This is a genomic window from Kribbella sp. NBC_01245 (assembly GCF_036226525.1).
Lineage (GTDB): Bacteria > Actinomycetota > Actinomycetes > Propionibacteriales > Kribbellaceae > Kribbella.
The window spans coordinates 2,753,100-2,773,918 of sequence record NZ_CP108487.1 but is presented as its reverse complement, the minus strand read 5'-3'; the positions used below and the strand labels follow the sequence as shown (position 1 = coordinate 2,773,918).

Below are 20,819 nucleotides of genomic sequence, written 5' to 3'. Positions count from 1 at the left end.
CTCAGCCGGCAGCGTTCTGCTCGACCGGGGTGGTGACGACGCTCTCGGGACGCAGCGGGATCGAGGTTCCGAGGGCGAGGGTCACCATCAGGCCGTAGAACAAGGTCGTCACCCAGATGCCGTGCGCGGTGTCGAGCGCGAAGGTGGAGTCGCCGACTGCGGTGAGTGCCCAGGCAACGAGGCCCGCGAACAGCAGTGGCGCCGCCACCAGCCCGCGTCGTGGGCGGCCGCTTCGGCGGAGGTGCTCGGCCCAGCCCAGCAGACCGCCGGCGAGTGCCCCCATCAGCAGGATCCAGACGAACGTGTTGATCCACGTGACCGTGGATTCGTCGCCGGCGACCGCGACCATGAAGCTGCGCAGAGCGCATGCCCAGGCCAGGCCGCAGGTGGCACCGATAGCAACGATCGCGGCCCGGCCGGGGCGAGGGAGCCGGCGATGGGGAAGGGCGGACGCCAGCCCCAGCACCACCATGAACGACATGGCGTACAGGCACACCCACGCCCCACGAGGGGTGCTCAGCGGCATGGTCATCGTCCCCATCAAGCCGAGCACGAGCGTCCCGCTCGCCGCGACCAGCGCGCACAGCGAGGTGCGCCAGGTGAGGCGCCAGTGCGTCACGACGTAGCCGGTGCACAGAGCCGTGGCCACCACCATGAGCGAGCCACTACCCTCGCCAGTTCGTACGAGCCACCGGAGGATCCGCGGATCGAGCAATGCCGAAGCGAACAGCATCGGTGCCCAGACAAGCGCACGGTGGGGTACTACGCCCGCCTCTTGCGCCTGTGCGGCCAGTCCGAGCAGCACCCCGATGAGGGCGCCTGGCAGCAGGATCAGCGTGATGGTCATCCAGCTGAACGTGGAGTCCGCGCCGATCAGCTCCACCATCCAGCCGCGGAAGCCCGCGGCCCAGGTGAGCCCAACGATGCCGCCGGCGAGCGGCAGCCGCCAGCGCGCGTTCACGGTGCGGCTCGGAGGTAGGTGAGTACTGCCAGCACTCGCCGGTGGGAGTCGTTGGACTCGGGGACGTCGAGCTTGGTCAGCACGTGAGCCACGTGGGCCTCGACCGTGCGGGGGCTGAGTACCAGCCGGTCGGCGATGCCGGCGTTGTTGAGGCCTTCCGCCATCAGGGCCAGCACATCGCGCTCCCGTTCGGAGAGCCGGTCGAGCGGGCCGGGTCCGCGCTGAGCGACCAGCGCGGAGACGACCTGGGGGTCAAGCACTGACCCGCCGGCCGCAACCCGCTCGGCGGCCGCCACGAACTCGTCGACCTCGAGCACGCGGTCCTTGAGCAGGTAGCCGAACCCGGGGTGTGGGACCAGGTCGACGACGTGGCCGGTCTCGACGTGCTGCGAGAGCAGGAGGACTCCCGGCGGATCGTCGCGGGCCTTGAGGCGCCGGGCCGCGACGAGCCCTTCGTCGGTGAACGTCGGTGGCATCCGAATGTCGAGGACGACAAGATCGGGCCGCCCAGAGGTCACGAGCTCGTCAAGGCCCTCGGCCGAACCGGCCCGGCCCGCAACCTCATGCCCCGCGTCGGTGAATAGCCGGGCCAGGCCCTCGCGCAGCAGCGCCTGATCCTCGATCACGATCACTCGCATGGCAGCCTCGCCTCCAGTCGGGTCCCGGCACCGGTCGGCGAGTGCACCGTCAGGGTGCCACCGCGGGCGAGGACCCGGTCGGAAAGTCCCAGCAGGCCGGACCCTCGGCCGATCTCGGCCCCGCCGCGGCCGTCGTCGCCGATCGCGACCAGCAGGTTGTCGCCGTCGCGACTCACCTCGACGGTGAGGGCGGCGGCCTGGGCATGCTTGACCGCGTTCGTCACCGCTTCGCAGGCGACGAACCAGGCGACCGCCTCCAGGTCCGGGCGGAACCGCTCGTTGGTCGTGCGCACCGTGGTGGTGACGGGCGTGCGGGCGGCGAGGTCCCGCAGGGCCGCGCCGAGACCCGACTCGAGGGCGGCGGGCCGGAGGCCGCCGGCCAGGGAGCGCAACTCGGTGATGGAGTTGGTGAGCTCGGCGACCGCGCCGTCCAGGTCCCGGCTGACATCGCCGTCCAGGTCCCGGCTGACGTCCAGGTCTCGGCTGACGTCCTCGGACTGGCTGTCCCGCAGCCGGTGCTGGACATGCCGCAGGACCAGCCCGATCGCGATCAGCCGCTGCTGGGCGCCGTCGTGGAGGTCACGGGCGATCTTGTGGCGCTCCTCGTCGGCGACGGCGACGATGCGCGACCGGGACGCCGTGAGCTCGGTGAGCTGATGCCGGAGTTCGCCTTGCAGCGCGGCGATCTCGATCGCCAGCCGCCCCGCGTTGGTGGCGTCGGCTACCAGACCGGAGTCCTCGACGCGGTGGATCACGATGGCAGGGCCTGCCGTCAGTGCCGTACGACCGGGCGGGATGTCGTACGTCGAGCGTGGCCGGAGTACGAGTTCGAGGTCGGGGTCGCCCACCGCCGACCGCAGCGCCTGTTCGACGTCGTCCGCCGCGGCCTCGCCTCGGCGTACCCGATCAACGAAGTCGGACATCGCCCGGCGCACCTCATAGCGAGCACGCCGGAACCTGCGGTCGACCGCGTTCTGCAACCGGTCACGCAGGGGACGGAAAGCCACCGCCACGACCAAGGCTCCGAGCGCGGCCGAGGCGGGTGAAGCGAACACCAGACCCGCCATCAGCACCACCGCGGCGTAGCCTCCGAAAAGCGTCACCGTGAGCAGCGCCCAGCTGACCGTGCGGCTGACCACCAGATCGATGTCGTACAGGTGGTAGCGCAGCAGCGCGACGCAGGCGGCGATGGGTAGCAGCGGAAAGGTGAGCGCGACGATCACCTGGATCGGCGGCCACGTGGTCCACAGTGCCGACGAGACCGGCAAGAGGACGCCGAGCACCCCGGCCGCAAGCAACACCCACTTGATCTGCTGACGCTCGACGCCACGGGAACGCCGGAAACGCAGCGCCAACGCCAGCACCGACAACACGAGGCTGCCGCCGACCAGGCCGGCCCCGACCGCGAACATCGGGCCGGTCGGGAGGTCGTCGCGGGCGAAGGGGTTCACGCCCGACTCGAACTCGCTTCCCAGCGCCGGGTTGAACGACCAGCCCGGGATGGCCAGCGCGGCACCGATGGCCCAGCCGATCGGGACCACCCACCAGCGCCGCCCGGGCAGCCGCCCATCCGGGAACAGCACGAACAGAGCCCAGAGGCCGGCCCCGGCGATGATCCACGACACGAGCCCGGTCAGCTGTGCAAGGTCCGCGAGCGGCCATCCGTTGACGGCCGCCCGCTGGCCGTACGCGAGGGCAGCGTCCGAGACCGCAGCGTTCCAGAGCGCGAAGCCGGCGAGCAGCCACCCGATCACGTGCCGGGGATGCCGCCACACGATCAGGGCTCCGGCCACGGCCTGAGTGACGGCGTACACCGCGTAGGCGACGCGGACGACGGCCGAGTCGGTGGCGAGGGACACCGCGGCCACCTCGCACGCCACGGTGAGCGCCACGACGACCACGACGATGCCCTTTGCCATGGTGCGAGTGTGGCAGTAGAACGTCGGCTGGGGGAGCGGGTTCGGCCTCGTTCGCGGTAGGTGCTGGCACGTAGTGCGAACGCGGGTCTTGACCGATGTGTGAAGCCGGGCCCCGGGGCGACGCTGGACCTCACGTTCACCGATCCGGAGGTCATCATGTCCACCCAGCTCACCCCGACCCGCACGGTTGTCCCGCACCTCGTCGCGGGCGGCATTCTCACCCTGGTCTGCGGAGTTGCCGTCCAGGTTGTCGCGATCCCGCTCACGGATGTCTCCGACGACCGCTTCTCCTCCCCGTGGTCGTCGACTGCTCTCATCTGGGTGTCCCTTCTTTACGCCGTCTTGCACGTGCTCATCGCCTATGGCCTGTGGGCTGTGCGCGACCGAGCCCGCACCGCGGCCGGCCGGGGTGGGCTCACGCTGGCGGCCGGTGCCACGCTGCTCCTTTTCGCGGGCGAGATCGCGAGCATCCCGATGCGCGATCGGCTGCTGGAGGACCCGACCGTCGGCCTGGTCACCGGGCTGCTCTTCGGCCTCGGCACGCTGGTCTCCGCCCTCGCCATGCTGGTGGCCGGCATCGCGGAGGTCCGAGCCCGTCGAACGCCCTTCAGCGTTGCCGTACTTGCTTCTGGCGTGGTGACGGCGGCCCTGCTCGGGCTGATCTTGACGCCCGTGATGGCGCTGGCAATTGGCATCTATGGGGCGTCGATTTCCGTCGTGGGCTTCACCGCCCGCAACGCCTGAGTTCTGTGCTCACCCAGGACAAAGGAGAGTGGCGACATGTCCAGATCCCAACTTGTACGGCTTGCCGGTGTCATCGGCGCCGCCGGTGCCGTCGTGCAGATCGCGTACGGCGTGATCGCACTCGTGGTGGGGTACCCGGCGATTGTCGAAACCCGCGGCTACGAAGCCATCTGGGGTGTCGCGATCATCGGCATGGCCGCCGGCGCAATCGCCTGGGCGGCAGCGGATTTCGCGCGGCCCCGAAGGGCAGCGGTGATCGGTGCGGGCCTTGTCGCGGTCGGCGGGTTCGTCCGGCTCGCGGTCTCGGTTCTGCTCATCGCCGATCCCAACGCGGCGGCCGACGGCGCCATTGTCGCGAGCATGCTCCTCATGTTCGGCGGGCTTGCCGTCCTTGGCGTCGCGACGGTCCGCGCACACATCCTCGGCGGCGTCGACCGGTTGCTGCCTTTCGTCGTTCTCCTGGCCGGCTTCGTCGCCGCATCCTTCTACACCCCGGCAACCGCCGTGCACTTCCCGCTCCTCGGACTGCTCTGGGGTCCGACCTGGCTCTACCTCGCCACCCGGGCGATCGGGGCGACGCCGGCCTTGGTCGCGGCGACGAGGTCGGTGGGGGCGAGGCCGAGGTCCAGGCCGCGGCGGCCGCCGGAGACGTAGACGTGGTCGTGGAGGAGGGCGCTGTCGTCGAGCACGGTCGGCAGCGCCTTCTTCTGGCCGATCGGGCTGATACCGCCGACGACGTACCCGGTGGTGCGTTCGGCCGCGGCGGGGTCGGCCATCACGGCCTTCTTCGCACCGAGCGCGGTGGCGATCGCCTTCAGGTCGAGCTGGCGATCGACCGGCACGATGCCCACGCCGAGTTTGCCGTCGGCCTCGACCAGCAGCGTCTTGAACACCTGGCCCGGTTCGAGCCCGAGCGCGGCGGCGGCTTCGAGGCCGTACGACGCCGCGGCCGGGTCATGCTCGTACGCGTGCACGGTGAACGGCACCGCGGCCTTGGTCAGAGCGACGGTCGCCGGCGTACCGGCCGATTGTTTCGCGCGAGCCATGCCGCGCAGCCTAATGCCCGCGATGACGCGAAAGCTGGTGCGGTCAAGCGGTGGTGGCGAACTTGGGGCGCCGGGTCTGCCTACCGGTCGCGAGGATGTGCGCGAGTTCGCCGGGCAGCAGGTCCGTGCCGGGGACGGGCTCCATCTCGGAGACGTCCAGCCAGCGCACCACGGTCGCGCCGCAGTGGCCGTGCACGGCGATGATCGAGTCGAGGTCCGGCCAGACCGCGGTCGACGGGTTGGCACCGTGCCAGCGCAGGGCGACCGAGCCGTCGGTGAACACGCAGCCTTCGGCGACCGTGCCGGTGCCGGAGACGCCGCTGATGTCGGTGTAACGAACTAGCTCGAAGGTCTGGGGTTTCACCGCAGGACCTCGGCCTCAAAGAGAGCTGTTTGGAAACAGTAACCGGAGTTATCCATTGTCCTTTCCCCGTCTCGACGTGGCGGCCGTGTACAGCCCAAAGGTTCGCCACAGGCCTGGAGACCAGTACACAAAGTCAGCGGGGAAGAACGGTCTGTAGCGATTTGCGTGAGGGCAACGCTAGAGCCAAATAGCCAGGACACGCCAGCGTTCGGCGCACGTGTCTCAATCTTCGGCCGACTCCGACCGCCTATCGAACACCGGACCGCGAGTGACATCGAGTAGATCCGGGCCTTCTTGTTCGAACAATCCCGTCAAAACGTCGGCACCGTAGGCATCCGCGAGAAAGATCTCGGGATCCGTCAGCGGGATCAACGTGCGGATCTCGACGCCGTCGGCGCTATTGAATTCCGCCGGCAAGTACGGATGGCTGGCGGCCAAAAGACCAGTGATTGCGGTCCGGGCCAGCAGTGGCTGGTTGTTCCGGATGATCTGCAGGTAATCCAAACCGCGCTCGCCCTTCTCGACCAGGTCCAGTGCCGCGGTGACGAGGAAGCGCGCCGCGACGTCCTGCCCGGGCCGCACCGAACAAACCAGCACCTGTCCAAACCGTTCGGCCGAGGCGAAACTCACGAACTCCGGCCCTTCGAATCGCCAAAGCCGCTGGTCCGGTGTGCCCGGGCCGAGATGGGTGGCGAGGTGATCGGTGAGTTCCATCCGGACATTGTCCCGTCCGTAAATGTCTGCGCCTTGGCCGGGTCGCGTGGTCGAATGCGAGAGTGTTCCTCTCCCTCACCACGACCTCGTCCGGCCTCGGCGCCCCTGCGACCGACCTCGGTTTCCTCTTGCACAAGAACCCGGGCCGACCCCAGTCGATCGACGTTGCCGGCGGTACGGCGTTCGTGGTGTACCCGGAGGCCACCGACGAGCGCTGTACGGCGGCCCTCCTGCTCGAGATCGACCCGATCGGCCTGGTCCGGGCCGGCCGCGGCAAGGCGACCGAGGGGTTCACGCTCGGCCAATACGTGAACGACCGGCCGTACGCCGCGTCGAGCCTGCTGGCCGTCGCCCTTGGCAAGCTCTTCCGCACGGCGATGACGGGTCGTTGCGATGCGCGGCCCGAGCTCGCGGCCAAGCCCATCGATCTGGAGATTCACGTTCCCGCGGTGCGGGGCGGCGCCGAGTTGGTGACCGCGTTGTTCGCGCCACTCGGTTGGCAGGTGGACGCCCGGCCCGTGCCGCTCGACCCGGCCCTCGGCTGGGATGACGCGCGGTACGTCGACCTGCGTCTTACCGGGACGATCCGGCTCGCGGACGCGCTGAACCACCTGTACGTCCTGCTGCCCGTTCTCGATGACGCCAAGCACTACTGGGTCGGCTCGGACGAGGTCGACAAGCTGATCCGGGCGGGGACGGGCTGGCTCGCGGACCACTCGGAGAAGGCGCAGATCTCGCGCCGCTATCTCGCGCACCAGGGCCGCCTCGCCGCTTCCGCTTTGGAACGCCTTGAGGTCTCGGACTCGGATGCGCCTTTGGAAGAGGTCGGCGACGAGAGCGGGGTCGTCCCGCTCGCCACGCAACGCCGTACGACGGTGCTGGAGGTGCTGCACGAGATCGGCGCCCGCCGGGTCGCGGACCTCGGTTGCGGCGAAGGCGTTCTCGTCGCCGCGATGCTGGCCGATCCGGCGTTCGTCCAGGTGGTCGCGACCGATGTGTCGTCCCGTTCGCTGACTTTCGCTGAGCGGCGGCTGAACGTGGCCGAGATGTCCGACCGTCAGCGCGAGCGCCTGCGGTTGTTCCAGTCGTCCGTGACGTATACCGATGACCGGTTGGAGGGGCTGGACGCCGCCGTACTGATGGAGGTGGTCGAGCACGTCGATCCGCCGCGGCTGCCCGCGCTCGCGCAGGCCGTCTTCGGTGCGGCCCGGTTCGGCGCGGTGATCGTGACGACGCCGAACGCCGAGTACAACGTGAACTACCCGGCATTGCTGGGCGGCTACCGGCACCCGGATCACCGGTTCGAGTGGACCCGGGCGGAGTTCGCCGCTTGGACCTCGGAGGTGGCGATCTCTTATGGGTACGACGTGGCGTTGCGGCCGGTTGGACCTGTCTCCTCGATGGGCGCTCCGACGCAGCTCGCGCTCTTCACCCGGAAGGAGGTGGCGGCATGACCACGATCGACGTACCGGCGCTGAGCCTGGTCGTGCTGGTCGGCGCCAGCGGCTCGGGCAAATCGACTTTCGCGCGGCGGCACTTTCTCGGAACTGAGGTGATCTCTAGCGACTTCTGCCGCGGGCTCGTCGCCGATGACGAGAACGAGCAGGCGGCGACGAAGGACGCGTTCGACGTACTCCACTACATCGCGGGCAAACGGCTCGCGGCCGGGCGGTTGACCGTCATCGACGCGACGAACGTGCAGCCGGAAGCGCGTAAGCAGTTGGTGGCCCTGGCGCGCGAGCACGACGTACTGCCTGTCGCGATCGTGCTGGATCCGCCGGAGCGGGTTTGTCTCGACCGTAACGAGGCTCGCCCGGACCGGTCGTTCGGCGCGCATGTGGTCGCGCGGCAGCGGCAGCAGTTGCGGCGAGGGCTGCGCAGTCTGAAGCGCGAGGGCTTCCGGAATGTGCACGTGCTGTCGGCGGTCGAGGAGATCGATGCCGTCAGCATCGAACGGACCAAGCTGTTCAACGACCTCACGGATCAGACCGGGCCGTTCGACATCATCGGTGACATTCACGGCTGCCGTGTTGAGCTCGAGACCTTGCTGGAACTCCTTGATTACAAGGTAATTCGCTCAGCTGACGGCCAGGCTGTTGATGCGGTTGCTGAAGGGCGCCGGGCGATCTTTGTTGGCGACTTGGTTGACCGTGGGCCGGATTCGCCGGGTGTGCTGCGGCTCGTGATGGGCATGGTTGCCTCGGGCAACGCTTTTTGTGTGCCCGGAAATCACGAGGCGAAATTGTTGCGCGCCCTGCGCGGTAAGGACGTTCGGCAAACGCACGGTCTGGCCGAGACGATGGAGCAGCTCGCCGCGGAAACGCCCGAATTCCGTGCCCAGGTCGCGGACTTCATCGATGGGCTGATTTCGCATTACGTCTTTGATGGCGGCAAACTCGTCGTCTCGCACGCGGGATTGGTTGAGCGAATGCACGGTCGTGCGTCCGGCCGGGTGCGCGCGTTCTGCCTGTACGGCGAGACGACGGGGGAGACCGACGAATTCGGCCTGCCGGTGCGTTATCCGTGGGCTGACGATTATCGCGGGCGCGCGATGGTGGTTTACGGGCACACCCCGACGCCGGTGCCGGAATGGATCAACAACACGATCTGCCTCGATACCGGCTGCGTTTTCGGTGGTGCCCTGACGGCATTGCGGTATCCGTCGAAGGAGCTGGTTTCGACGCCGGCGCGCGAGCAGTACTACGAGCCGGCCAAGCCGCTGACCACGTCGACCGGTCGTGCGCCGGATGTGCTGGATATCGGCGATGTGTCCGGTCGCCGGGTGATCGAGACCGCGCACCATGGCCGGCTTAGCGTTCAGGCGGAGAACGCGGCCGCCGCGCTGGAGGTGATGAGCCGGTTCGCGATCGACCCGCGGCTGCTGCCGTACCTGCCGCCGACGATGAGCCCCGTCGCGACCTCGCCGATCCCGGGATTGCTCGAGCACCCGGCGCAGGCGTTCGACGCGTACGCCGGGATGGGCGTCGCGGAGGTGGTTTGCGAGGAGAAGCATATGGGCTCGCGGGCCGTCGTACTCCTCGGGCGGGATGACCTGGCGGAGCGATTCGGCCTGCCCGGGCTTGGCGCTTTGTACACGAGGACTGGGCGTTCCTTCTTTGACGTGGCGACGACTTCGTCCTTCCTGGCGTCCTTGCGGGAGGTGGTGGCGAAGGCCGGGTTGTTCGACGACCTCGATACGTCCTGGCTGTTGCTTGACGCGGAACTCCTGCCATGGAGCGCGAAGGCCGGCGACTTGCTGCGCAACCAGTACGCCGCCGTTGGCGCGGCCGCCCGTACGTCGTTGCCTCCGGCAATCGCTGCGCTCGAGGCCGTCGCGGCTCGCGGTCTGGCCGAAGGCGATGCGGTGGCCGGCCTGCTGGGGCGGTTGCGGGCTCGCGCGGCGAACGCCGATCGGTTCACCGAGGCGTATCGGCGTTATTGCTGGCCGACGGATGGCCTGGACGGCGTACGGTTTGCGCCATTTCAGGTCCTCGCGTCGGAGGGTACGACGTACCACGATCGGCCGCACGCGTGGCACCTCGAGCTCGCGGATCGCCTGGTCGCGGTTGAACCTTCGTTGATCGCGCCGACTCGCCGGGTGTACGTCGACCTCGCTGACGAGTCGTCGCGCGCTGCCGCGACGGCGTGGTGGGAGGAGCTCACCGGTGCGGGTGGCGAGGGGATGGTGGTGAAGCCCGCGGGCAACCTGACGCGGACCGGGAAGGGGCTCGCGCAGCCGGGGTTGAAGGTGCGCGGGCAGGAGTACTTGCGGCTGATCTACGGCCCGGACTACACCGAACCGGCCAACTTCGACCGCCTCCGCAATCGCAACCTCGGCCACAAACGCTCGCTCGCCCTTCGCGAGTACGCCCTCGGCCTGGAAGCCCTCGAACGACTCGCGCGCGGCGAACCCCTCTGGCGAATCCACGAATGCGTCTTCGCCGTACTCGCCCTGGAGTCCGACCCCATCGACCCTCGCCTCTAGGTCTTTCCTTTCCGGCTCGCCGCTAGGCCCGGAGGATCCAGCGGTCGAGTAGTGCGTTGGCGGCGCCGGAGTCGAGGGCCTCGGCGCAGTACGTCATCGCGTGGTGGAGTTGTTCGGCGAGGGACTCGATGGTTGGGTCTACCGCGACGAGGACGGCTGCGGCGTTGAGGAGTACGACGTCGCGGATCGGGCTGCGTTGGCCTGCGAGTAGTTCGCGGGTGATGCGGGCGTTGTCGATCGCCGTACCGCCTCGCAACTCGGCCGGTGCGGCCCGGGGAATGCCGAGGTCGAGCGGCTCCACGACCGTCCGGGTCGTCGTACCTTGGTGGACGATCCACACCTCCGAGGCGGCCGTGGTCGTGAGTTTGTCGAGGCCGTCGGAGCCGCGCACCAGCAGGGCCGAACGGCCGCGCGACGCCAGCACCTCCGCGATCAACGGTGCCATCCTCCGATCGGCCACCCCGATCACCTGATGCGTCGGCCGCGCGGGGTTGATCAACGGCCCGAGCAGGTTGAAGACGGTCGGTGTCGCCAGCTCACGTCGTACGGCGGAAACGTGGCGCAGGCCCGGGTTGAACCGCGGCGCGAACAAGAAGGTGATGCCGAGCTCAACCGCTGTCCGCGCGACCTGGTCGGACGCTGGTTCGAGGGAGATCCCGAGCTGTTCGAGCATGTCGGCCGAGCCGGTCTGCGAACTCGACGCCCGCCCGCCGTGCTTCACCACCGTCACCCCTTCGGGCGCAGCCGCGGCGGCGACGATTGCGGCCATGGTCGAGACGTTGACCGCGCCCGTCCGATCACCACCTGTGCCTGCGATATCAACCGTCGTACCGGGAATCGTGATGGCAACGGCCTCGCCCAGCAGCGCGTCGACGAGCTGGCCGACCTCGGACGCCGTCTCGCCCTTGGCCCGGAACGCGGTCAGAAATCCCGCGATCTGCGCCGACGTCGCCTCACCGCGAATCATCCGCGCCACGGCCCACTCGGTCTCGACCGCCCGCAGATCCCGCCCGTCCAACAGCCGCGTAATCACCCCAGCCCACGTCACCGCGGCCGCAGAAGTAGGTTCGCTCTCACTCAAAGTGGTTGTCATCGCAGTCCCTCAGCTCAGGACCACCGGACGAGGCTGCCGCCCGCAGACACCACAACGGCCGCCTCACCGAGGCGGCCGCGTCTATTTCGCGCAGGAATCAGCCGGCCGCCTAAGCGACCCACCACAGATTCAAGCGCAAATGCATAGCCAAACCCTACACGCCCAGATCTCGACGCCTCGCCCACACTCGAACACGCCAACCGGCTACCACCTCCCAACGACGATCGGACGCGAAATACGCCATTTGTGGAATACCCTCCCGCGAAGTGCCTCGAAGTGTGGGCCTCGTGGACACCTCCCCGACGGTCGGACGCGAGAATCCGTCCTCCACGGTCGGACGCGAGAAACCGTCCCCGACGGTCGGACGCGAGAAACCGTCCCCGACGGTCGGACGCGAGAAACCGTCCCCGACGGTCGGACGCGAGAAACCGTCCCCGACGGTCGGACGCGTGAAACCGCGTCCGACTGTGGAGCCGTACGGGCCGCCTCACCTTGTCTGCTGTCCGCACAGCATTCGCGTTATCTGGGGACAACCCTCCCGCGAGGTGCCTTGTTGTGCTTGCACGCGCGCGACATGACAAGGCACCTCGCGGGAGGGTTATCCACAAATGGCGCATTCCGCGTCCGACCGTCGCATGGGTGGGCGTTAATCGCGGGCGCTGGTGGGGCTGGGTTGGTAGTTTGGGGGGATGGAGACGTTGGTGCGGTTGGGGATGATGGCCCGTTTGTGGGGCCGCTGATGCTGCACGGATGAACGTTTCCGAGGCCCTGTTCTGGGGCCTCGGTTGTTGTCGGAGCCCCGTATTCCGGAGGTGACGATGACCAGATCGCGTACGTATGTGACTACTACGATTCCGTTCGTCAATGCGCGGCCGCATCTCGGGTTCGCGCTCGAGCTCGTGCAGGCCGACGTGCTTGCGCGGCAGCACCGGCGACGAGGTGATGCGGTCCGCTATCAGACCGGTACTGACGACAACTCGCTGAAGAATGTGCTGGCGGCCGAGGCGGCCGGCGTCGGCGTGCAGGAGTTCGTCGATGCGAATGCGGCCGCGTTCGTCGCGCTGGCGGGACCACTCTCGCTGTCCGTCGATGACGTGATCCGGACGAGCGCGGATCCACGGCACCGGCCGGGCGTCGAGCGGTTGTGGCGGGCTTGTGCCGAGTCGGGGGACCTTTATCGCAAGCACTATCAAGGGTTGTACTGCGTTGGGTGCGAGCAGTTCTACGCCGAAGCGGAGTTACGCGACGGCCGTTGCCCGGACCATGGCACCGAGCCGCAGGTGATCTCGGAGGAGAACTGGTTCTTCCGGCTTTCGCGGTATACCGAGCAGCTCCAGAGGCTCATCAGTACGGGCGAGCTACGGATCGAGCCGGCCGAACGGCGGAACGAGGTGCTCGCCTTCCTCGCCGGTGGACTGGACGACTTCTCCGTGTCGCGATCGGTCCAGCGGGCCAGGGGCTGGGGGATTCCGGTGCCGGATGACGCCGACCAGGTGATCTACGTCTGGTGGGATGCCCTCGGCAACTATCTGACGGCACTGGACTACGGCACCGGGCGACACCACGACTGGTGGACGGAGTCAGAGCGCCGGATTCACCTGCTGGGTAAGGGGGTGCTGAGGTTCCACGCGGTCTATTGGCCGGCGATGTTGCTGTCCGCGGGCGAGGCGCTGCCGACTGATCTGCTGGTACACGACTACTTGACCGTCGACGGTCGGAAGATCAGCAAGTCCGACGGCACCACGGTCGATCCCGTCGCGCTTGTCCAGCAGTACGGCGTGGACGCGGTGCGGTGGTGGCTGCTGCGGGAGGTGCCGCGAGTGGGGGATGCGGACTTCACCGTCGACCGGCTGATCGCCCGGGCGGATGACGAACTGGCCAACGGCTTGGGCAATCTCGTGAATCGGACCGTCTCGATGATCCACCGATACCGCGCCGGGGCCGACCCCACCGCGGCGCCCGCGCACGCCGTACAGCAATCAAAGGACGCCGTACGGCAAGCAGCGGCTCTCCAAACGGCCTGCCGACAGGCGGGGCCGGCGGTCGACGAGGCGCTCGACGACTTCGACTTCCGTCGTGCCACGTCGGCGGTTTGGTCGATCGTCGACGAGGCCAACCGGTACCTCAACCAGGCCAAACCCTGGACGCTCGCCAAAGACCCAGCCCGGAGCGACGACCTCGACGCCGTCCTACAAGACGTCCTGATCGCCTGCCGGACAACCGCCGAACTCCTAGCCGTATTCCTCCCAGACGCCGCCGCCCGAATCACCCGCCAATGCACCGCCACGGCCGGCCACCTACCACCGCCCGTGCCCGTTTTCGAACGGCTCAGTGCGTGAGGTTCAACGCGGTCGCAGCAGACGTCGCCGCTTCGGGACCGTACGCCGTGGTGAGGCGCGTAAGGAACGACGCGTGGTCGAGCGTGTACTCCTGCGTACCAACAGTCTCGAGCACGGTGGTCGCAAGAGTGCAGCCGATCTGGGCGGCCGGCTCATGGTCGAGACCAGCCGCGCGGCCAGTGAGGTACCCCGCGCGGAAGGCGTCGCCGCCACCGGTCGGGTCGACCACGGCCGAGGCGGTCACGGCGGGGATCTTCGCGATGATGCCGCCACCGTTCTCGATCACGACGCCGTCGCCGCCGTGGGTGGTGATGCGCACGCCGACGCGCTCGATCACCTCGGCCGGGCTCCAGCCGGTCTTCTGGCAGAGCAGACCGCTCTCGTACTCGTTGGTGAACAGGTACTCCGCGCCCTCGACCAGTTCGCGGATCTGCTCGCCGTCCATCCGGGCCAGCTGCTGCGACGGGTCGGCGGCGAAGGAGATGCCCTCGGCCTTCGCGGCCCGGGTGTGCCGGAGCATGCCGTCCGGGTCGTCCGCGCCGATCAGCACCAGGTCGATACCGCCCGCGGCCGCGTGGATGGCGGCCAGGTCGAGCTCGCGCGCCTCGGCCATCGCGCCGGTGTAGAACGACGCGATCTGGTTGGCGTCCTGGTCCGTCGTACAGGTGAAGCGGGCGGTGTGCTGGGTCGCGGAGACGCGCACGTGCGAGGTGTCGACCCCGGCCGCGTCCAGCGCCGCGCGGTAGTCGGCGAAGTCCGGGCCGACGGCGCCGACCAGCACCGAGCGGTGACCGAGCTGGGCCATGCCGTAACAGATGTTCGCGCCGACGCCACCGCGGTGCACGACCAGCTCATCGACCAGGAACGAGAGGGACACCTTGTGCATCTGTTCCTCGAGGAACTGCTCCTTGAAGCGGCCCGGGAACGTCATCAGAATGTCGGTCGCGATCGATCCGGCGACGGCGATCTGCATTGGGGGTTCTCCTCGGCGATGGGTGCGAACTCGCGGCGTGATTGCATGGGACGGCCTCAAGAGACTACTAGGGCCTACTCAAAACAGCGAAGTACGGCGAAGGAGATGGCGGATCCCATGGGTGGACAGGTGAACGTCACGCGTGAGTTGCACGCTTACATGATCGAGCACGGCACGCCGCTGGACGAGATCGCGGCGGAGCTCGTCGCCGAGACGAACGCGCTCGGTGACGAGTCGGAGATGCTCACCACGCCCGACCAGGCGGCCCTGCTCACGATGCTGACTCGCCTGACCGGGGCCCGCCGGGCGATCGAGATCGGCACCTTCACCGGTTTCAGCGCGCTGGCGATCGCCCGTGGCCTGCCCGACGACGGCTCGCTGATCTGCCTCGACGTGTCGGACGAGTGGACGTCGATCGGCCGCCGCTACTGGGAGCGGGCCGGCGTCGCGGACAAGATCGAGGTCCGGATCGGCGACGCACACAAGAGCGCGGCCGAACTGCCCGAGGACGAGTTGTTCGACATCGGCTTCGTCGACGCGGACAAGCCCGGCTACATCGACTACTTCGAGCAGATCGTACGGCGATTGCGCCCGAACGGATTGCTGATGTTCGACAACACCCTGGCCGGCGGCCGCGTTGTCGGCCAGCACGAGCACGACCCGGTCGATCGCAAGGAGTTCAACGCGTACGTCGCGAAGGACGAGCGGGTCGACGTGGTGATTCTCGGGATCGGCGACGGCCTCACCCTCGTACGCAAGCGATGACTGGTCTGGTCGTCGAGGGCCTGCGCCATCTGTACGCCGACCGGCCGGTGATCGACGGGCTGAGTTTCACCGTCGAACCCGGTGCGGCGGTCGCCCTGCTCGGGCCGAACGGCGCCGGCAAGACCACGGTGCTGCGCTGTGTGGTGGGCTCGGCCGAACCGGCTGAGGGCACGATCACGCTCAACGGCACCGCGGTCGACGAGCGGGATCCGGCCATCCGGCGGGACGTCGCGACGTTGCTCGACGACCTCGACTTCTTCCCGGACCTGAGCGCGGCCGAGCATCTCGACCTGCTCGCCCGGGCCCACGGGAACGCCGATCCGGAGGCCTTCGTCGACGAACTGCTCGTCGATGTCGGACTGGCCGCGGCGGCCAACCAATTACCCGGCTCGTTGTCGTCCGGGCAGCGCCGCCGCCTCGCGTTGGCGACGGCGTTCGTCCGGCCTCGTAGGTTGCTGGTGCTGGACGAGCCCGAGCAACGCCTCGACACGGCCGGCGTGCGCTGGCTGGGGGAGCGGCTCATTGCCGAAAAGGAGTCGGGTACGGCGATCCTGTTCGCGAGCCACGATCCGGAACTCGTTGAGGCGGTCGCGGATTCCACCGTGACGCTTGATCCGCTTCCATGACGGCTGACGCTCGGGAGATCCGGCGGTGGTTGCGGGGCATTCGGCGTTCGCATGCGGATAGGTCGATCTGGCAACAGTTCGAAGACGCGTACATGTGGTTGTTCGCGGTCGCGCTTTTCGGCGCCATGGCGGGCAACGTCATCCTCAACTTGAACGCACGCGTCACCGGCTCGTTGTACCCGTCGACGCTGCAGCCCATCGTCGTACCGCTGGCTCTCGGTGTCGCGTTGCGGCTGCTGGTGAGCTTCGGCCCGATCGCGGCATCACCGGCGACCGGGTTCTGGCTGCTCGGCACGCCGATGAGCCGGTCGGTGCTGTTGCGCCCGTCGTACCTCGTAACGATCGCGATCACCGCCTTGTTCGGGCCGTTCGTCGCGTTGGTGGGTTGGGCCGCGCTCGGTTCGGACTGGGCGGAGGTGCTCGGCGCGGGAATCCTGATGAGCGCGTTGCTGGCGTTGACGGCCTGTCTGGCGGTGCTGGCGCAACGGCCTCGGCAGCGGTACTGGAACTCCCGGCACGCGCGTTGGCTGGCAGACGCGCTTCTCGTCCTCGCGGCAATCCCTGCCGCGTATGAGATCTGGACGTCGATCGAGTGGCGTAGTTCGACCGAAGGCGCTCGCGTGATCACGGTCCACGCCTTCGCTATCGAGCCCGAATGGACCTTCTCGGAGCAGCTTCTCGGCTACACCCCAACGTTGATCGGGCTCGGCCTGCTCGTCGCGTTGGTGCCGTTGTTGCGTTTCACTGCTCGCCGGTTGGACCGATTGAGTCGTACGGCGGTGGTGGCCGGGGGAGAGGCCATGGCCGGTTTGGCCGGGGCGGCGGCGTCGCTCGACCTCGCGTTGATCTCGGACATGGCGGTCAACCGGCACTGGCGACAGCGGGCGACCGTACGACGCTCGCGGCGCGGGTTCTTCGTTGGCGCTCCGGCTCTGGTGATGCGGGAAATGGTCCGCGTACTGCGTTGGCCGCGGCGGTTCGTCGTCGGGTTCGCGCTGTTGTTGTTGCCGTATTTGTCGCACGAGATCGGGTGGCGCGCGGTCGTTCCGGTAGTGACGGCGCTCGCGGGATTCGCGGCGGCCAGGCCGTTCGGCGACGGCCTACGCGCGGTCGGGCGTTCGGCGGGTTTGAGTCGCGCCATCGGCTTGCCGCCAAGAACGTTGCGGGCGGCAATGGCCGTCGTACCGGGGATCTTCGTCTTCATCTGGTTCTTCCTCGCCGCACCGGTTCTCGGACCGGCAGCGGATCCCTCCACGGCCCAAGGCACCCTGTCCGGCTACAGCTCACTGATGACTCCGGAAGCCATTGCCCAGCAACTAGCAGTCGCGGATCCGGGCATTGGTGCGGGCCTGTCGTCACCTTGGGCGGGAGCGCCGGTCGCGCTCGCGCTGGCAATCGGCGTACTCGCGGGCGTCATCCGCTATGCCGTCGCCCCGGCCCCGAAGTACGACGGCGTCCTGGTCTCGACCCCGATGGGCGCCGTCCCACCCGGCCTCTTCTCCCAACCCCTCCGCGGCGTCGACGTAGTCCTCATCTCCCTGGCACCCGTCCTCTTCAACCTCCCCACCCCCTGGCTCCTCGCCATCCCCACGGCCGTCCTCACCCTCGTCATAGCGGTCATCCCTCAACGCCGCTGACCAGCCTTCCTTCTTTTCTGCCGCCCTCGTCAGCCTTGAAGCTGGTGTTGCTGGTGACCCTTTGGGGGAGTACCTTGTGGTGCATGGTAGCTGGTTTCACCCAGCTCCGGCGGGGTGCGCTGGAGTTCTGCGTTCTGGCCTTGTTGCGAGACGAGGAGCGGTATGGCTTCGAGTTGGTCAAGGCCCTCGGTTCGGTCGACGGGCTGGTGACCAGCGAGGGCACGATCTACCCGTTGCTCGCGCGATTGCGCCGCGATGGGGTGGTCGAAACGACGTGGCGCGAGTCCGATTCGGGCCCGCCGCGGCGGTACTACCGGCTGACCAAGGCGGGGCACCGGGCCCTGGCGGAGTTCGTCGGCGACTGGGAGCGATTCCGCGATTCGGTCGACGAGATTCTGGGGAGACAAGGATGACGGTCGTGAACGAGGTCGACGCGCTGGTCAGCGCCTATCTGAACCGCCTGGCCGAGGCCGCGGCCGCCGCCGGGTTGCCGGCCGATCGCAGCGACGACCTGCGCACCGAGGTGGCGGCGCACATCGACGAGGCCCGGGCCGAGGGCGCGGTCAGCGAGGCGGAAGTCCGCGACGTACTCGATCGCCTCGGCACCCCGACGGAGATCGTCACCGCCGCGGCGTACGACATGACCTACCCGACCCCGCCGCCTGGTGCGACGTACAACGCGAGCGCGGCGCCCACGACATACGAGACTCCGCCGCCGGGCATGACGTATGGCGCTCCGCGACCAGGCATGACGTACGGAAATCCAGAACCGCACATGACGTACGGCGGAACGCCGCCGCCCGGGTCGACGTACGGCCCGCCGCCGCCCGGTTCGACGTACGGCGCTCCGCGACCGGGCATGTCGTACGACGGACCGCCCGAACCGCGGTTGCGGGTTCGCGAGGTGGCCGCGATGTTGCTGCTGCTCTTCGGTGGTTTCGTCTTCGTCATCGGCTGGTTCGCGGGCGTGTTGTTGCTCTGGGCATCGAACCGCTGGACCACCAAGGAGAAGCTGCTCGGCACCTTGATCTGGCCGTTCGGCTACGCCTCGGTCGTGGTCTTCAGCACCATGCCGGGACAGGTCTGCACCGGCGGCGGCACCGACGACAACGGGGTGCCTTTCCCCGAGGTCTGCAGCGGTTTCGCCTTCCCGATCTGGATGGGTGTGCCGATCCTCATCCTCCTCATCCTCGCGCCCCTCGCCGTAGCCGGCCTCCTCATCCGCCGAGCCGCCCCCAACCGCGCCAACTGACAACTAGGTTTTCCCGCTCCCAAGCTCCCTCGCCTCGGTAGATTCTCTCGACGGCACTGTCGGGTGAGGGAGACAGGGACTTCGGTTACGTGCCCGCCTACCTGATCGCCATCTGGCCGTCGAACGTCTGCAGCGGACCCAAAGGCACCCCAGAAGTCCCGGCCTCAGACGTCTGCGTCGGCCTAGACGTCCCCCTCTGGCTAAGCCTCCCGGCCCTAACCCTCCTCATCCTCCCGCCCCTCCTCACCACCACCCACCTCATCCGCACCGCCAGACCGGGATCGCGCGAGCTGACCTTCAGGGCCGGTGGGTCGTAGGTTCTGGCCGCTATCGGACTCCTGCTGGGCGTGATGGTTCGGGGTGTTGCCAGCGCGTGCGTGAGTCACTACTCTGAGCGAACTGTTAGCGCTAACAGGTATCTCCACCGCCCACGCCCCCGAACTGGAGACTGCCTTGAGGAAACTGATTCTTACGGTCGCGATGGTGATCGCGGCACCGATGTTGACGGCTAGCCCGACGGCAAGCGCCTCGATCGACCAGGTCGTCGCCGCTCCGGGCTGCGCTACGGCACGCCCTGCGGCGAACGCGACGGCCGCCGCCACGGTCAAGGTGTGGATGGCCGGTGACTCGACTATGGCGGATCCGCGAGCCGCCTGCCCGGTCGGTTGGGGGAACAAGTTCGACGCGCTGTTCAATGACCAGGTCGTCGTTGTGAACAAGGCCGTGGGCGGCCGCAGTATCCAGACCTGGCTGTACGAGTCGAACGTGACCGGCACCAAGGACTCCGCCGGCGAATGCGTGGTGAGCCCGAGGACCTATAGCCAGCGGTGGCTGGACATGCTCAACACCAGCACCGGGATGAAGGCAGGCGACTACCTGTTCATCCAGTTCGGTATCAACGACGGCGACCCGAATTGCCCACGGCACGTCGGACCGGCGCTCTACCAGAGCCTGCTCACCACAATGGTCAACGCCGCCAAGAGCCGAGGCGTTCACGCGGTTCTGCTAACGCCCGTTTCGGCAATCCGCTGCAGCGGAAGTACAGCCGTCGGAACTCGGGGGTTCCTCTCGCAGACGTTCGCAGCGGGCTCCGCCGCGGGAGTGCCGGTAATCGACCTGCACAAGCTGAGCTACACCTTGTACAACTCGCTCAAGCTGTGCCCCAACAACGGGGACTACTCCCAGGGCGCAGTCGGCGCGTTCTTCTGCAACGACCACACCCACTTCGAAGCCGCCGGCGCGGACCGCATCGCACGGGTAGTCGCGAAGGCCGTACGCGACCAGAGAATCGCCCTCTTGAGCTACCTCAAATAGCCGCGTGGTGGTGGGGCTTGGCGCAAGCCCCACCACCACGCTTTCAGCCGTCGTACGGCGTGCCAGGTAGTTCGTGGGCGAGCCACTTCCGCTCGATCTCGCGCTCGACGTCGACCTTGTGATGCCGGGCGAAGAGCAAGAGTTGGCAAATAACGTCAGCGAACTCGGCCTCAAAGCCCGCCCGTATCTCCTCCGGCGAGCTTCCCTTCGCCCGAGCCCGCCCAGTGAGCTGGAGGTAGGCCTGCGTCAACTCGCCAACCTCCTCCTGGACCTTTAACAAGAACCAGTCGTCATCCCGCTCGAAGCCCACGTACTCCGCATACCGCCCCGACAACACCTCAAGCCGCTCACCCAACGCCCCAATCTCCATCCCCCCACCCAACCAGCCCCCACCGACAGTCCACTCAGGCGCTTGCCGGACCGCTCACCAGTTCAAGTTCGCCTACACC

The 20,819-nt window shown here is 68.0% G+C and carries 20 protein-coding genes; 11 read left to right on the top strand and 9 right to left on the bottom strand.

Annotation, left to right across the window (positions count from 1 at the left end; translation table 11 throughout):
• Position 1: 1 nt before the first annotated feature.
• From OG394_RS12195 to OG394_RS12185, 3 genes are read right to left on the bottom strand one after another with little or no spacing between them, the layout of a single operon-like run.
• The gene (locus tag OG394_RS12195) at positions 2–961 is read right to left on the bottom strand and encodes a hypothetical protein (RefSeq protein WP_328995341.1); all 960 of its coding nucleotides are present in this window, start codon (positions 959–961) and stop codon (positions 2–4) included.
• Complete coding sequence (locus OG394_RS12190; protein ID WP_328995340.1) at positions 958–1,599, bottom strand: response regulator transcription factor; 642 nt, start codon at positions 1,597–1,599, stop codon at positions 958–960. The genes OG394_RS12195 and OG394_RS12190 overlap by 4 nt, the downstream gene beginning before the upstream one ends.
• A complete protein-coding gene (locus OG394_RS12185; RefSeq protein WP_328995339.1) occupies positions 1,590–3,518 on the bottom strand; it encodes a sensor histidine kinase in 1,929 nt (642 codons plus the stop codon). Before OG394_RS12185 ends, OG394_RS12190 begins: the two co-directional genes overlap by 10 nt.
• Positions 3,519–3,578: 60 nt before the next feature.
• Between OG394_RS12185 and OG394_RS12180 the strand changes: the two genes are divergently transcribed.
• Together OG394_RS12180 and OG394_RS12175 are read left to right on the top strand one after the other, a co-directional pair.
• Positions 3,579–4,262: a hypothetical protein gene (locus tag OG394_RS12180; protein ID WP_328995336.1), complete on the top strand. Its 684-nt coding sequence runs from the start codon at positions 3,579–3,581 to the stop codon at positions 4,260–4,262.
• A gap of 36 nt (positions 4,263–4,298) precedes the next feature.
• Complete coding sequence (locus OG394_RS12175) at positions 4,299–4,916, top strand: hypothetical protein (protein ID WP_328995335.1); 618 nt, start codon at positions 4,299–4,301, stop codon at positions 4,914–4,916.
• Here OG394_RS12175 and ybaK read toward each other — a convergent pair.
• The 3 genes from ybaK to OG394_RS12160 form a co-directional block, all read right to left on the bottom strand.
• Positions 4,811–5,308, bottom strand: coding sequence for a Cys-tRNA(Pro) deacylase (gene ybaK, locus OG394_RS12170; protein ID WP_328995333.1), 498 nt, complete (start codon positions 5,306–5,308; stop codon positions 4,811–4,813). The genes OG394_RS12175 and ybaK overlap by 106 nt on opposite strands.
• 43 nt (positions 5,309–5,351) lie before the next feature.
• Entirely contained in the window at positions 5,352–5,672 is a 321-nt protein-coding gene (locus OG394_RS12165; protein WP_328995331.1) for a hypothetical protein, read from the bottom strand.
• Between the two features lie 222 nt (positions 5,673–5,894).
• Entirely contained in the window at positions 5,895–6,386 is a 492-nt protein-coding gene (locus OG394_RS12160) for a suppressor of fused domain protein (protein WP_328995330.1), read from the bottom strand.
• A gap of 62 nt (positions 6,387–6,448) precedes the next feature.
• On the opposite strand from OG394_RS12160, the gene OG394_RS12155 reads away from it, so the two are divergent.
• A complete protein-coding gene (locus tag OG394_RS12155) occupies positions 6,449–7,840 on the top strand; it encodes a 3' terminal RNA ribose 2'-O-methyltransferase Hen1 (RefSeq protein WP_328995329.1) in 1,392 nt (463 codons plus the stop codon).
• The gene (locus OG394_RS12150) at positions 7,837–10,371 is read left to right on the top strand and encodes a polynucleotide kinase-phosphatase (protein WP_328995328.1); all 2,535 of its coding nucleotides are present in this window, start codon (positions 7,837–7,839) and stop codon (positions 10,369–10,371) included. The genes OG394_RS12155 and OG394_RS12150 overlap by 4 nt, the downstream gene beginning before the upstream one ends.
• Before the next feature lie 22 nt (positions 10,372–10,393).
• Here OG394_RS12150 and trpD read toward each other — a convergent pair whose 3' ends face one another.
• Positions 10,394–11,404, bottom strand: a complete 1,011-nt coding sequence (gene trpD / locus OG394_RS12145) for an anthranilate phosphoribosyltransferase (protein WP_328995327.1) — start codon at positions 11,402–11,404, stop codon at positions 10,394–10,396.
• A gap of 899 nt (positions 11,405–12,303) precedes the next feature.
• Between trpD and OG394_RS12140 the strand changes: the two genes are divergently transcribed.
• Positions 12,304–13,803: a methionine--tRNA ligase gene (locus OG394_RS12140; protein WP_328995326.1), complete on the top strand. Its 1,500-nt coding sequence runs from the start codon at positions 12,304–12,306 to the stop codon at positions 13,801–13,803.
• On the opposite strand, the gene OG394_RS12135 is transcribed toward OG394_RS12140, so the two are convergent.
• A complete protein-coding gene (locus OG394_RS12135; RefSeq protein WP_328995324.1) occupies positions 13,793–14,776 on the bottom strand; it encodes a carbohydrate kinase family protein in 984 nt (327 codons plus the stop codon). The genes OG394_RS12140 and OG394_RS12135 overlap by 11 nt on opposite strands.
• A 105-nt stretch (positions 14,777–14,881) precedes the next feature.
• Here OG394_RS12135 and OG394_RS12130 point away from each other — a divergent pair, with 105 nt between their 5' ends.
• The 6 genes from OG394_RS12130 to OG394_RS12105 all read left to right on the top strand — a co-directional run bounded on the left by OG394_RS12130 (position 14,882) and on the right by OG394_RS12105 (position 20,370).
• Positions 14,882–15,541 (top strand): O-methyltransferase, encoded by a 660-nt coding sequence (locus OG394_RS12130; RefSeq protein WP_328995323.1) that lies wholly within the window; start codon positions 14,882–14,884, stop codon positions 15,539–15,541.
• Positions 15,538–16,167, top strand: coding sequence for an ABC transporter ATP-binding protein (locus OG394_RS12125; protein WP_328995321.1), 630 nt, complete (start codon positions 15,538–15,540; stop codon positions 16,165–16,167). The genes OG394_RS12130 and OG394_RS12125 overlap by 4 nt, the downstream gene beginning before the upstream one ends.
• On the top strand, positions 16,164–17,804 hold the full coding sequence (locus tag OG394_RS12120; RefSeq protein ID WP_328995320.1) for a DUF6297 family protein: 1,641 nt from the start codon (positions 16,164–16,166) through the stop codon (positions 17,802–17,804). The genes OG394_RS12125 and OG394_RS12120 overlap by 4 nt, the downstream gene beginning before the upstream one ends.
• Positions 17,805–17,887: 83 nt before the next feature.
• Complete coding sequence (locus OG394_RS12115) at positions 17,888–18,217, top strand: PadR family transcriptional regulator (protein WP_328995318.1); 330 nt, start codon at positions 17,888–17,890, stop codon at positions 18,215–18,217.
• Positions 18,214–19,056, top strand: a complete 843-nt coding sequence (locus OG394_RS12110; RefSeq protein WP_328995317.1) for an HAAS signaling domain-containing protein — start codon at positions 18,214–18,216, stop codon at positions 19,054–19,056. The genes OG394_RS12115 and OG394_RS12110 overlap by 4 nt, the downstream gene beginning before the upstream one ends.
• A 453-nt stretch (positions 19,057–19,509) precedes the next feature.
• Positions 19,510–20,370: a GDSL-type esterase/lipase family protein gene (locus OG394_RS12105; protein WP_328995316.1), complete on the top strand. Its 861-nt coding sequence runs from the start codon at positions 19,510–19,512 to the stop codon at positions 20,368–20,370.
• 43 nt (positions 20,371–20,413) lie between these two features.
• Here the strand turns inward: OG394_RS12105 and OG394_RS12100 are convergent, their stop codons facing one another.
• On the bottom strand, positions 20,414–20,740 hold the full coding sequence (locus tag OG394_RS12100; protein ID WP_328995315.1) for a pyrophosphatase: 327 nt from the start codon (positions 20,738–20,740) through the stop codon (positions 20,414–20,416).
• Positions 20,741–20,819: the final 79 nt, after the last annotated feature.

Bases quoted from the DNA above. Each gene is read 5' to 3' on its own strand.
- OG394_RS12160 (WP_328995330.1), bottom strand. From the start codon at position 6,386: ATGGAACTCACCGATCACCTCGCCACCCATCTCGGCCCGGGCACACCG.
- OG394_RS12150 (WP_328995328.1), top strand. From the start codon at position 7,837: ATGACCACGATCGACGTACCGGCGCTGAGCCTGGTCGTGCTGGTCGGC.
- OG394_RS12115 (WP_328995318.1), top strand. From the start codon at position 17,888: ATGGTAGCTGGTTTCACCCAGCTCCGGCGGGGTGCGCTGGAGTTCTGC.
- ybaK (WP_328995333.1), bottom strand. From the start codon at position 5,308: ATGGCTCGCGCGAAACAATCGGCCGGTACGCCGGCGACCGTCGCTCTG.
- OG394_RS12110 (WP_328995317.1), top strand. From the start codon at position 18,214: ATGACGGTCGTGAACGAGGTCGACGCGCTGGTCAGCGCCTATCTGAAC.
- OG394_RS12135 (WP_328995324.1), bottom strand. From the start codon at position 14,776: ATGCAGATCGCCGTCGCCGGATCGATCGCGACCGACATTCTGATGACG.
- OG394_RS12120 (WP_328995320.1), top strand. From the start codon at position 16,164: ATGACGGCTGACGCTCGGGAGATCCGGCGGTGGTTGCGGGGCATTCGG.
- OG394_RS12185 (WP_328995339.1), bottom strand. From the start codon at position 3,518: ATGGCAAAGGGCATCGTCGTGGTCGTCGTGGCGCTCACCGTGGCGTGC.
- OG394_RS12175 (WP_328995335.1), top strand. From the start codon at position 4,299: ATGTCCAGATCCCAACTTGTACGGCTTGCCGGTGTCATCGGCGCCGCC.
- OG394_RS12100 (WP_328995315.1), bottom strand. From the start codon at position 20,740: ATGGAGATTGGGGCGTTGGGTGAGCGGCTTGAGGTGTTGTCGGGGCGG.
- OG394_RS12190 (WP_328995340.1), bottom strand. From the start codon at position 1,599: ATGCGAGTGATCGTGATCGAGGATCAGGCGCTGCTGCGCGAGGGCCTG.
- OG394_RS12125 (WP_328995321.1), top strand. From the start codon at position 15,538: ATGACTGGTCTGGTCGTCGAGGGCCTGCGCCATCTGTACGCCGACCGG.
- OG394_RS12130 (WP_328995323.1), top strand. From the start codon at position 14,882: ATGGCGGATCCCATGGGTGGACAGGTGAACGTCACGCGTGAGTTGCAC.